Raw genomic sequence first — 11,371 nt, 5'->3', positions numbered from 1 at the left:
GGCAACCCCGTGGCCGGTGCCGCGGAGGCCTTCGCGATCGCCCGCGAGGCCGGTCTGGGTGTCGTGCCGCACGCCGGCGAGCTGGCCGGTCCGGAGGAGGTGAGATCCGCACTCGGCCTGGGCGTCGACCGGATCCAGCACGGCGTCCGGGCGGTCGAGGACCCCCGGGTGGTGGAGGAGCTCGCCGCGAGCGGGGTCTGCCTGGACGTCTGCCCGAGCTCGAACGTCATCCTGGGCGTGTATCCCACACTCGCCGAGCACCCGCTGCCCACACTTCTGGACGCCGGGGTGCGCTGCTCGATCGGCGCCGACGACCCGTTGCTGTTCGGAGTCGACGTGGTGGACGAGTACGTCCTGGCGCACGAGCAGATGGGCATACCGGAGGCGGGCCTCGCGGGGTGCGCACGGGCGTCGATCGACTCGTCCTTCGCTCCCGCCGATCTCAAGCTCGACGCCCTGGCACGGGTGGACAGCTGGGAACGCGAGGCCGGACAGCTGCCCGGGTGACCCCGACCACGGTCACGGTGGGTGCTCGTCAATGCCGCTCAGGCGCCGCGGCGGATGCGGTCGGCCGCGAGGATCATCGGCACCTGCAAGGGCAGGCGACCCCACGCGATCACCTGGTACGGCCACACGGGCTTGCGACGCCACGCGCGCACCATCTGGACGTTCCCGGGGAGCACCCCCACGAACAGGGCCATTGCCGCCGCCCCGCCCACGGCCCGCGTCCGCGGCACGGCCAGCAGCGCCGCCACCGCCATCTCGGCCACGCCTGACCCGTAGGTCCAGGCCCGGGCGCGTCCGGGCAGCTCCGGAGGGATCAGCCCGTCGAAGGGGCGGGGTGCCACGAAGTGCAGCGCGCCCATCGCCCCCAGCGCGGCGGGCATGGACCAGTACCGGACGGCGCGTGCCGTGTCGTTTCCCATTCGCCCGAGACTACGGCCCCCCGCGAGGGGCCGGCGGTCGACGGCGCGTCCTCAGCGGACGTTCGGCAGGACCCGCTCCCCCATCAACCGCAGCGACTCCCACGCGGCGGCGACGGGCATCCCGCCACACAGCGGGTGGCTCGTGATCAGACGCAGGTCGCGCGTGCGGACACGGTCGACGAGCTCGTCAGGCGTGGCCACCAGGTACACCCCCTCGGCGCGCAACTCACCCACCGAGCGGGCGTCGGAGTGCACGAACGACCCTCGACCGGGCCCCGTCTGCCAGGCCCGGTAGGCCTCGGCATCGGCGAGGAGGTACCCGCCGTAGCGGTCCCAGAAGTCGTCGGGATTCTCTGCGCAGAACACCGCGGCGGGGCCGGGAACGGGGGCCACCACGAGCCCGGGTTCGTGCCCGTTCGCGCGGCACTCGGCGCGGTAGAGCTCGGTGAGCGCGGGATCGTCGAGCTGTGGTTGGTAGTGCATGCCGAGCCGTCCCGCCCGCCTGGCGGCCGCGCCGCCGCCACCGAGGAAGACCAGCGGGTACGGGGACGAGAACGGCTGCGGTGTCACCACGGCGCGACGCGAACCGTCGACCGGATCGTCTCCGACGGGCTCCCCCGCCCACGCCGCGAGCATGGTCTCCAACTGCCGTTCGAGGCGGGCACCCCGCCCCTTCCAGTCCCGGGAGTGCATCGCGTACTCGACCGGCCGGTACCCGACGCCGAAGGTGAAGCTCACCCGCCCGGATGCCACGTGGTCGAGGACGGCGATGTCCTCCGCCAGCCGGACCGGATCGTACAGGGGCGCGACGAGGGCCCACACCGCGATCTGGATCCGTTCGGTCACCGCGGCGACCGCCGCCGCCGCGACGAGCGGCGAGGGGAGATAGCCGTCCTCCGACCCGTGGTGTTCGGAGAGGTTGACGGCGTCGTGGCCCGTCTCCTCCGCGTACCGGGCCATGTCGAGGGCGGCGCGGTAGCGGTCCCGCCGCTCGGCCGCGTCCGCGCCGCGCGCGCGGAAGTCGAAGCGGGTGACGACATAGACCATCAGGCGGGGTCCATCAAGAGGTGGTCCATCAGGACGCGGTGCCCGCGCGGGCGTCGGCGAGCACCGAGTAGGACGTGCCTCGTTCCTCCCGTTCCCACCAGGTGTCGTCGCGGCCGCTGGTGCCGCCGACGCCGTCCTGGATCAGTTCGCGCTTGAGGATCTTGTTGGTCGCGGTGGTGGGCAGGGCGTCGGAGAGCCGGACCCATCGCGGCCACGCCTTGGGTGAGAGATCCGGCTGGGCCGCCAGGAACTCCTCGAGACCGGCGGGGTCGAGTTCGCCGTCGTGGCGGACCACCACGGCCGCGGCGAGCTGGTCGCCGACGCCGCGGGGGTCGGGCAGTCCGTACACCGCCGCCCGGGAGACCGCGGGATGGCGGAGGACGATCTCCTCGACGATGCCGGCCGCCATGTTCTCCCCGTCGACCCGCAGCCAGTCGCCGCTGCGACCGGCCATGTACACGTTGCCGTCCGCGTCCCGGTACGCCAGGTCGCCCGACCAGTACATACCGTCCCGCATCCGCTCCGAGGTGGCCTGCTCGTTGTTGTAGTAGCCGGCGAAGAAGCCCGCCCCCTCGGTGTTGACCAGCTCGCCCACACACTCGTCGAGATTGGCCACCGCCCCGGTGTCGTCGAACACCGCCCGTGGGCACTCGGTCCCCGTCACCGGGTCGTACACCGCGACACCGGGGAACGGCTCGCCGATCGACTCGAGCGGTGAGTTCTCGGTCCGGACCACGATGATCGCCAGTTCGGTGGAGCCGTAGGCATCCCTGACGGTGCAGCCGAAGCGCTCGGCGAACGCGGGGATGTCCTTGGCCGCCGCCTCGTTCCCGAAGGCCGCACGGAGGGTGGTCTCGGCGTCGTCGGGGCGGGGCGGGGTGTCGAGGATGTAGGCGAGCGGCTTGCCCACGTAGTTCATGTAGGTGACGCCGTACCTGCGGATGTCGTCCCCGAAGCGGGTCGCGCTGAAGCGGCGGGCCAGCGCCATGGTGGCGCCCACGGCGATCGCGGGCGAGAAGCCTCCCATGATGGCGTTGGAGTGGAACAGGGGCATGGACAGGTACAGCACGTCATCGGCGGTGAGCTCGAACGACGGCGCGAGCGCCTCCCCCGACATGGTGACCGTGAAGTTCCCCACCCGGACCGCTTTCGGGTCGCCGGAGGTCCCCGAGGTGAAGATGAGCATGAACGGGTCGCCGGCATCGACCGCCGGGGGATCGGGCGGAGGCTCCGAGGCGGCGACGGTGGCCGCCCACTCGTCCGAATCCGTGTCGATGACCGTGACGTCCCCCAGGTCCAGTCCGTCGAGCAGGGGTGCGAGGTGGGAGTCGGTGAGCAGGATCTGGCAGTCCGCACGCCTGATGTCGCGCGCCAGCCCTTCGCCGCGCCGGGTCGCGTTGATGCCGGCGACGACGATGCCGCCGAGAGCGCCGGCGGCGAGGGCGTAGAGCATCTCCGGGGTGTTCTCGAGGAGGGTGCCCACATGCCGGGGCCGGGTGTCGTCGAGCATCGCGTCCAGGGCACCGGCGCGGCGGTCGGCTGCGGAGACGTACACGCGCCAGCTGACGGTGAGGTCCTCGTAGCGGATCGCCGGGGAGTCGGAATCGGCGTGACGGCGGAGTTGTTCGCGAACGGTGTCGGCCATGGGGGTCCTCGGGAGAGCGGAGATGTGTGACCCAGATCATAGCGAGGCCGGCTGACACTCGTCAGGAAAGTCCGATCGTCGATCGCCCCGCGACGCCCGTCCCTCTCCTGTCCGCCCGGAACTGCCTGGCCGTGACCCCCCACCACCGGCGGGCGTACTGACTGAACGTCGTCACGTCGTCCAGCGCCAGGGCCGAGGCGATCTGATAGAGGGGGATCTCGGTCGTGGCAAGCAGCCGAGCGGCCACGTCTCGGCGCGCCTCGTCCCGGATCGCGGAGAACGAGGTGCCCTCCCCGGTGAGGTGCCGCTGCAGGGTCCGCGGGGACACCGAGAGGAGCCCGGCGACGTCGCCGAGGGTCGAGGTCCCGGTGTCGAGGGACCGCAGCAGCAGTGCCCTGGTCCGCTCGGTGTAGGTCTGGTCGCGCGCGGGGCCGTGTTGGTCCAGGTAGCTCAGGGCGAGCTCATGGGCCACCAGGTCGCCGCCGGTGATCTCCCGACCGAGGAGCACGGCGGGGACGCGCAGCATCGCGGACGCCGCGAAGGGCCTGGCCGGGGCGGCGAAGAGCTCCCGATAGCGGCCCGGTGCGGTGTTGAGCGCGTTCGGCAACTCGACCGACAGCAGTCCGTATTCTCCCCCGAGGAGCGCGAGCATGGACCGGTGCAGGAACAGCAGGACCATGTCGACCGCCTGGGGCGGCAGGGCGACCGCGTCGTCGCGGTAGCCGAACCGCACCCCCAACACGCCGGGGTCCCCCTCCGGATCGGAGACCACGGTGATCTCGAGTGAGCGGGCGTGGAAGAACAGGTACTTGGAGGTCATCTCCAACGCCCGGGTGGTGGTCGGCGCGTGTCGGATGGCGGCGGCCACGGGTCCGAGCAGACCCAGATCCTGGCGCAACGCCACCCGCAGGCCGAAATCGGGACAGCGCAGTTCCACCGCCGCGGTCTCGAGGAGGAGCCCGATGGCGAGATCCTGCACGAGGATCTCGTCACTGTCCAGGGCGCCGGCCGGCAAGCCACAGCGCAGCGTCAGGTCGTCGGCGTCGCCTCCGAGCTCGTCGATCACCGTCCGGACGCCCCGCAGGCCCGCAGATCGCACATATGCCACAGCGAACACTGTCCGCCAGTTGGCGCGATAGAGCAACCTCTTGGCGCTTTACGGCAACTTGTCGAGCAAGATCGGGGCTATCGTCCTTTCCATGACAGTCTCAGCTGACCGCCGCCCCCCGGCCGGCGCACCCGAGAACCCGCTGGATCTCCTCATCGTCGGCGCCGGCATCTCCGGCATCGACCTGGCGCACCACGTCCGCAGCGCCTTCCCCCACTGGTCGTGGGAGGTCCACGACGCCCAGGACGACCTGGGCGGGACGTGGCACACGTTCCACTACCCGGGCATCCGCTCGGATTCGGACATGGCCACGTTCGGTTTCCCGTTCCGCCCCTGGCCGCACTCCTCGACCCTCGGCCAGGGCGAGGAGATCAAGGAGTACATCCGGGACACCGCCCGGGAGTGCGGCGTCCTCGACCGCCTCCATCTGCGCTCCTGGATCCGGAACGCCGACTGGGACGGCGAGAAGGGTCTGTGGAGGGTCACGAGCGTCCGGACCGAGAACGGGACGACCACTGAGCGCACGGTGTGGACCCGCCGACTGCACTTCGGCTCCGGGTACTACTCCCACTCGGCCGGCTTCCGACCCGACTTCCCGGGGGAGGAGGCGTTCGCCGGCGAGATCATCCACCCCCAGCACTGGCCTGAGAGCGTCGACTACGCCGGACGCACATTCATCGTGATCGGGTCCGGCGCCACCGCCGTCACCCTCGTTCCGGCTCTCGAGCAGCTCGGCGCCGAGGTCACCATGCTCCAGCGGACCCCGAGCTATGTCGCGCCCCTCCCCGAGAAGGACACCATCAGCGCCGTGTGGAAGCGCGTCCTGCCGACGCAGGCGGCCTACCGCGCCGCCCGGTTCACCCACGGCGCCCGTGACATGGTGCAGTACGTCGTCGCCCGGCGGTTCCCCTGGGCCTTCACGCAGGGGCTGCGGGCCCTGCAGGGCCGCTACATCTCGCGGGCACAGATCAACGAGCACTTCACACCGTCCTACAAGCCCTGGGACCAGCGGGTGTGCAAGGCCCCGGACGGGGACATCTTCCGGGCGATGCAGCGGGGCGCTCGGGTGGTGACCGGTCACATCGACACGTTCACCGAACGCGGGATCCGTCTGCAGTCCGGAGTGGAACTGGAGGCCGACGTGATCGTCTCCGCCACCGGTCTGGAACTCGAGGCGTTCGGCGGCGGGACCCTGAGCATCGACGGCCGCGAGCTCGACCTCGCCGACCTGACCACCTACCGCGGGATGATGCTCGCCGGCGTGCCCAACTTCAGCTTCACCGTGGGATACGTCAACGCCTCCTGGACCCTGCGGGCGGACATGGTCTCCCGCTACATGGTCAAGCTGTGGCGGGCCGGGGAGAAGAACGGTGAGAAGATCTACGCGCCGATCCCTCCCGAGGTGAAGGGGGACCGGCCACTGCTGGACCTCGACGCCGGGTATGTCCGACGCGGCGTGCACAAGTTCCCCCGACAGGGCACCGCCCGCCCCTGGACCTATGTGCAGAACTACCTCGCCGAGATCCCCGAGCTGACCTTCGGTGACCAGCGTCGCGACATGGCGTTCGACGCGCAGATCCCGCAGGAGGCCGTCCGATGACCCGCCGCGTCTTCATCACCGGAGCCGCCTCGGGGCTGGGTCTGGCGCTCGCCCGCGAGTACCTGGCGGCCGGCGACGAGGTCATCCTGACCGACCTGCACCCGGAGGCCCCACCCGCCGTGACCGGCCTCTCCGGCCAGTGGAGTTACCGCACGCTCGACGTGACGAACGACGACGACTGGGCGGCGGCCGCGCTCGCCGTCGACAGGTTGGACATCCTCATCAACAACGCCGGGATCGCGGTCGGTGGCCGGCTCGAGGCCACCTCCATGGACACGTGGAAGCGCATCGTGGACATCAACCTCCTCGGGGTGGTCCGGGGGTGCAGGACGATGGTCCCCACGCTCGGCCGTGGCGGGCGGGTCGTCATCACCGCCTCCGCCGCGGGTCTGGTCCACGCGCCGTCCATGGGCGCCTACAACGCGACCAAGGCGGCCGCGGTCGCACTGGCGGAGACTCTCGACGCCGAGCTCCGGCCCCGCGGCATCTCCACCTCGGTGATCTGCCCGCTGTTCTTCCGCTCGGGCCTCGCGGATTCCCTCTCCGGCGACGACCCGAAGGCGGACGAGGCGGCGCGCATGCTCCTCTCCAACACCCCCTTGACCTCGGAGAAGGTCGCCGCGAGGTCGGTCCGGGCGATCCAGGCCCGGCGGTTGGTCATCACCCCGGACGCGCTGAGCACGCTGACGTGGTACTCCAAGCGGTTCACCCGGATCCCTTTCCTGGCGGGGACGCGTCTCATCGGACGGGTGGTCGAGCGGAGGGGTTGAGCCGCTGTCCGCCGGCGGCGATCACGCCGGACGTAACCACCCCTGACGTGACGGACGAGCGGGGGCGACGCGATCGCCTCTAGTGTGGCGGGACACGCGATCAACAGCCTTTCCGCCACCCGCTCGACCCAAGGGAGATCACATGGACGTCGCCGCCGTCGCCGCCACCGCACCGGACGCGCCTCTGGAGAAGACCACGATCCGGCGTCGGGACACCGGGCCGGCCGACGTGCTCATCGAGATCGAGTACGCCGGCATCTGTCATTCCGACATCCATCACGTGCGCGGCGAATGGGGCCGGACCGCCTACCCCGTGGCGCCCGGACACGAGATCGTCGGCATCGTCCAAGAGGTCGGTTCCGAGGTCACCCGGTACGCGGTCGGCGATCGCGTCGGCGTCGGGTGCCTGGTGGGTGCCTGCCACGAGTGCTCGTCCTGCACCGCGGGCCAGGAGCAGGAGTGCGAGCGGGGGGCCATCGCGACCTACGGCTCGCCGCTGCCCGAGGGCGACCCCGAGGGTCCGGTGACGAACGGCGGCTACTCGACCCACATCGTGGTCGAGGAGCCCATGGTGGTGTCCGTCCCGGACGGCCTCGATCCGGCCTCGGCGGCGCCGCTGCTGTGTGCGGGGATCACCATGTTCTCGCCGCTGCGGCAGTGGAACGTCGGCCCGGGCACCAAGGTCGCCGTGCTCGGTATGGGAGGGCTCGGACACGTCGGCGTCAAGCTCGCCGTGGCGATGGGGGCCGAGGTGACGGTCCTGTCGCAGACGACCTCCAAGCGGGACGATTCGCTGCGCTACGGCGCCGTCGAGCACTACGCGACCGCCGGTGACGAGGGCAAGGCCACCCTGCGCGAGCTCCGCGGCACCTTCGACGTCATTCTCAACACGGTGTCCGCGAACCTGCCGATGGACCGGTTCCTCGCCCTGCTCAAGCCGCGCGGGGCACTGGTCAACATCGGGATCCCCACCGAGCCGATGTCGGTGCGGGCCGGGTCCGTGGCCGCCGGCCGCAAGATCCTGACCGGGTCCATGATCGGCGGCATCCCCGAGACCCAGGAGATGCTCGACTTCTGCGCCGAGCACGGGATCACCGCCGAGATCGAGCTCATCTCGGCGGACACGATCAACGAGGCCTACGACCGCGTGGTCCGGTCGGACGTGCACTACCGCTTCGTGATCGACGCCAAGACGTTCTGACCGACCGCAGCCCGACCCCCCGGGACGGGGACTCACCGGGGCGGGGACTCACGGGCCTGACTCACCGCGGGGCGACCCGCGCGAGCAGGTCCGCGAAGTCCTCGTCCCGCGCCTCCAGGAACCGGTGCGCCTGCTCGGCGAAGTCCGCCAGCCCGGTCAGGCGCCCCGAACTGCGGGTCGCGCACACCGCCGCGGCACCACACGCCCGGTCGAGAGCGGACGCGATCGCCGACCCCCCGGGCAGCGCGGTCGCCACCCCCGCCGCCACATGGGGGAAGGTCACCTCCACGATGCGTTCCCCGGACTCGCGGAACACCGTGACGGCAGAGGCGATCCTGTCCGCGTCCGCTCTGATCGTCCCGTCAGGCATATGCTCACCTCGTCGTCGTGGTCGAGTGGCGGTCATGAGGTACGACGTCCCCGGTTCGTCGGACGGTTCCGCCCGACCGGCTGGTTCCACCCGACCGGCCGGTCCCATCCCCGAGGAGAGCACGATGTCCCTGACCTGGACCCCCGCCATCGACCGCGCGCTCGCGGTCGCGGCCCGCTGCCACGCCGGCCAGACACGCAAGGACGACCCGACGCCTTACATCGCCCACCCCGTGGCGGTCGCGATGATCGTGTCCGACTTCACCGACGACCCGGACGTGGCGGTGGCCGCGCTGCTGCACGATGTCCTGGAGGACGTCCCGCCGTCGGTCTACTCGGCCGATGACATGACCGCCGAGTTCGGCGACCGGGTCACCGAGCTCGTCCGCGGCGTCTCGGAGGAGAAGACCGCGGGTGAGACGACCCCGCCCTGGCGGGTACGCAAGGAGGGGTACCTCGCCGCGCTCGCGGAGGACTCCGAGGAGTGCCTGCTCATCTCGGCGGCGGACAAGATCCACAATCTGCGCTCGATGGTCGCCGCCCACGAGCGACTGGGTGACGACATGTGGGGGCTCTTCAACGCCGGTCCGCAGGAGAAGCTGTGGTTCTACCGGTCGATCTCGGATGCGGTCGCCCGACGCCTCGGGGACTGCGCGGCCTCGCGGGAGCTCCGCCGGGCGGTGGACGACGTCGCGGCCCTGGCGCCGGCGGACGGCGGGAGAGCGGTCACACCGCCGGGAACTCGGCCTTGATCCGCAGCAGGGTCTTGGCCTGGGTGCGCCCCTCGAGTCCGAGCACCAGCCCGGCGGACTTGAGGCGCCGGGCGAGGTCCGAGTCCGCGGCGAACTCGGACTCGGACTCGATCGTGATCTCCACGCGCCGGCCGCCGTTGAGCAGCACCGACTGCTTGGCGGCGTCCAGTCCGGGGATGTTGGTCCAGCGGATCGGCCCGGGGTCGCGCGGCGAGGCCCCCGAACCCGAGAAGGAGTAGTCGAAGTCCGTGCTCTGGGTGCGGGTCACCTTGCCCCACCCGGCCATCGGGCCCACCCCCACGCGCGCGGCGACGGCGTTGCGGCGGGCGCTGTAGGTGGCGCACTCGATCTCGCAGGCTCCCAGGGTGTTCATCACTCTCAAGGCTTCCTCGAAGCGCTGCCGCAGGCTCCACGCGTCGTACTGGCCGAACGGCACCAGCAGCGGGCGGCCCTCTATGGGCGCCTGCACGTAGACCACCCGCGGGACCACCTCGCCCTCGACCACGTCATATCCCGACCTGACCTGCATGGGCCGCTGGATGACGTCGGTGAGCAGCCCGCGCCTGTCGGTGACCGGCGCGGTCTCGTAGAAGGACACGAGCTGACTCACTGGCGCTCACCTCACTGTTCGAGGTCGCGACGGGTGCGGGACCTGACCCCCAGCGTATCCGCCGCGGGCCGTCGACCCGGCCACCTCACCCGGCCCAGAACTCCACCATCGGCTGGGAGGAGAGCAGGACACCGCCCTCGTAGATCTCCATCCCACCGGCATCGATCGAGTAGACGACGTCGTTGTTGGACACCCACGCGTAACCCCCGGCCACCACCGGGTCGTCCACCTCGACGCCCGCGCCACCCGACGACCCGCGGTAGTAGTACCGACCGTTGTCGGGATTGACGCAGATCGAGAACGCCGCCTGGGTGGTCCGGCCGATCATCACGGCCGGGTCGCCGGCGTTGCAGCGGGCCTGCCGGTTGTCGGTCCACCCCGAGGCGTCGGCTCCCGTCGGGTATCCCGAGGACCCCTGCGGAGCCCGGGCGCCCGGCGCGGGCCGGGTGACCGTGACGGTCTCGCGCTCGGTCGGAGTGGCGTACGCCGTCTCGGTCACGGGTGGGAGCGCGGAGTCGGACAAAGGGGTCGAGGACGTCGAGGAGGTCGTCAAGGCACGACCGGAGGTCTCCCCTGTCATCCCCCCGGGTCGGAGGAGCAGGTAGGCGAGCGCGCCGAGGAGGACCAGACCCAGGACCGCCAGGATCGCGACCAGGGCGATCACCGCGCCCGACACGGAGCGCCGCGGTTCAGGCCGATAACCCTGCTGCCCCCACCTCTCGCGCGGTCCGTCGGACCCGTCATCCCAGCCATACGACATCGGACCACTCCCCCGCTACGGCCGGCCCGGATCCGGACGGCTCGTACAGTTCTGTAGGGAAGGTAGCAGGCCTCCGCGTCGCTGTCGGCCCCGTCGCGACCCGCCCCCGGGCCGAGTCCCGCGTGCTCACCCGATCGGCCACTCCCCGAGGTCCGTGAGGTCGTCGGCCTCCGCGGTGACGGCGGTGGGTTCGCAGCCGAAACCGACCACCTCCGTGCCGTCCGCCAACGTCACGCGGCCGAGCTGCATCGGCCTGGGCAACTGGTCGAGGAATGTACCGAGTGCCGCCGGGGAGACGCTCCACCTCTCGCCGAGCAGTGGAGCGCCGTCCGGATGCCGCAGGACCCCGGGCTTGGGCGGCTCGGTGGCCAGGCGGTACATCCGGTAGTCGGCGCTGGACCGCACCGGCCCGCGCCAGGCCGCGCCCCTGCTGATGAGCTGGTGTTCGAGAGGGCCCCCGCGACGGTGGGCGCCGAACACGACCAGGTCCACCGTCGGCGCCCCCGCGCTCAGCGGCCACGGAACGAACGGCTCCGCGCCGGATCTCCGTTCCCCGGACAGGGCTGCGGCGATGTCGGCCACC

The 11,371-nt window shown here is 71.3% G+C and carries 13 protein-coding genes; 5 read left to right on the top strand and 8 right to left on the bottom strand.

What is annotated here, in order from left to right; all coding sequences use genetic code 11:
• On the top strand, positions 1-507 hold a 507-nt coding region (locus tag G6019_RS08240), incomplete at its 5' end, for an adenosine deaminase family protein (protein WP_375539753.1).
• A gap of 38 nt (positions 508-545) precedes the next feature.
• On the opposite strand, the gene G6019_RS08235 is transcribed toward G6019_RS08240, so the two are convergent.
• From G6019_RS08235 to G6019_RS08220, 4 genes are all read right to left on the bottom strand, one after another.
• Positions 546-926, bottom strand: a complete 381-nt coding sequence (locus G6019_RS08235; RefSeq protein ID WP_182612642.1) for a DoxX family protein — start codon at positions 924-926, stop codon at positions 546-548.
• A gap of 51 nt (positions 927-977) precedes the next feature.
• Positions 978-1,973: an LLM class flavin-dependent oxidoreductase gene (locus G6019_RS08230; protein WP_182612644.1), complete on the bottom strand. Its 996-nt coding sequence runs from the start codon at positions 1,971-1,973 to the stop codon at positions 978-980.
• A 28-nt stretch (positions 1,974-2,001) separates the two neighbouring features.
• Positions 2,002-3,618: an AMP-binding protein gene (locus G6019_RS08225; RefSeq protein WP_182612646.1), complete on the bottom strand. Its 1,617-nt coding sequence runs from the start codon at positions 3,616-3,618 to the stop codon at positions 2,002-2,004.
• A 61-nt stretch (positions 3,619-3,679) separates the two neighbouring features.
• Positions 3,680-4,726, bottom strand: a complete 1,047-nt coding sequence (locus tag G6019_RS08220; protein ID WP_182612648.1) for an AraC family transcriptional regulator — start codon at positions 4,724-4,726, stop codon at positions 3,680-3,682.
• A gap of 91 nt (positions 4,727-4,817) precedes the next feature.
• Here G6019_RS08220 and G6019_RS08215 point away from each other — a divergent pair, with 91 nt between their 5' ends.
• The 3 genes from G6019_RS08215 (at position 4,818) to G6019_RS08205 (ending at position 8,297) form a co-directional block, all read left to right on the top strand.
• A complete protein-coding gene (locus G6019_RS08215) occupies positions 4,818-6,326 on the top strand; it encodes a flavin-containing monooxygenase (protein WP_182612650.1) in 1,509 nt (502 codons plus the stop codon).
• Positions 6,323-7,096 (top strand): SDR family NAD(P)-dependent oxidoreductase, encoded by a 774-nt coding sequence (locus tag G6019_RS08210; protein ID WP_182612652.1) that lies wholly within the window; start codon positions 6,323-6,325, stop codon positions 7,094-7,096. The genes G6019_RS08215 and G6019_RS08210 overlap by 4 nt, the downstream gene beginning before the upstream one ends.
• Before the next feature lie 142 nt (positions 7,097-7,238).
• Positions 7,239-8,297, top strand: a complete 1,059-nt coding sequence (locus tag G6019_RS08205) for an NAD(P)-dependent alcohol dehydrogenase (RefSeq protein WP_107755312.1) — start codon at positions 7,239-7,241, stop codon at positions 8,295-8,297.
• Between the two features lie 61 nt (positions 8,298-8,358).
• On the opposite strand, the gene G6019_RS08200 is transcribed toward G6019_RS08205, so the two are convergent.
• Positions 8,359-8,667: a hypothetical protein gene (locus G6019_RS08200; protein WP_182627380.1), complete on the bottom strand. Its 309-nt coding sequence runs from the start codon at positions 8,665-8,667 to the stop codon at positions 8,359-8,361.
• Between the two features lie 124 nt (positions 8,668-8,791).
• On the opposite strand from G6019_RS08200, the gene G6019_RS08195 reads away from it, so the two are divergent.
• Positions 8,792-9,418, top strand: a complete 627-nt coding sequence (locus G6019_RS08195; protein WP_182627377.1) for an HD domain-containing protein — start codon at positions 8,792-8,794, stop codon at positions 9,416-9,418.
• Here G6019_RS08195 and G6019_RS08190 read toward each other — a convergent pair.
• The 3 genes from G6019_RS08190 to G6019_RS08180 all read right to left on the bottom strand — a co-directional run.
• Positions 9,393-10,028 carry a hypothetical protein gene (locus G6019_RS08190; RefSeq protein ID WP_107755310.1) on the bottom strand — a complete coding sequence of 212 codons (636 nt, stop codon included), beginning with the start codon at positions 10,026-10,028 and terminating at the stop codon, positions 9,393-9,395. The two genes, G6019_RS08195 and G6019_RS08190, sit on opposite strands and share 26 nt — an antisense overlap.
• Before the next feature lie 85 nt (positions 10,029-10,113).
• Positions 10,114-10,788, bottom strand: a complete 675-nt coding sequence (locus G6019_RS08185; RefSeq protein ID WP_182612431.1) for a hypothetical protein — start codon at positions 10,786-10,788, stop codon at positions 10,114-10,116.
• A 126-nt stretch (positions 10,789-10,914) separates the two neighbouring features.
• Positions 10,915-11,371 (bottom strand): allophanate hydrolase-related protein (locus G6019_RS08180; protein ID WP_439822626.1); only part of this gene is annotated, 457 nt, incomplete at its 5' end.

This window comes from Dietzia sp. DQ12-76, from assembly GCF_014145045.1.
Taxonomy (GTDB): domain Bacteria; phylum Actinomycetota; class Actinomycetes; order Mycobacteriales; family Mycobacteriaceae; genus Dietzia.
The sequence above is the reverse complement of the archived record's forward strand: the minus strand, read 5'-3'. Positions and strand labels throughout refer to the sequence as shown.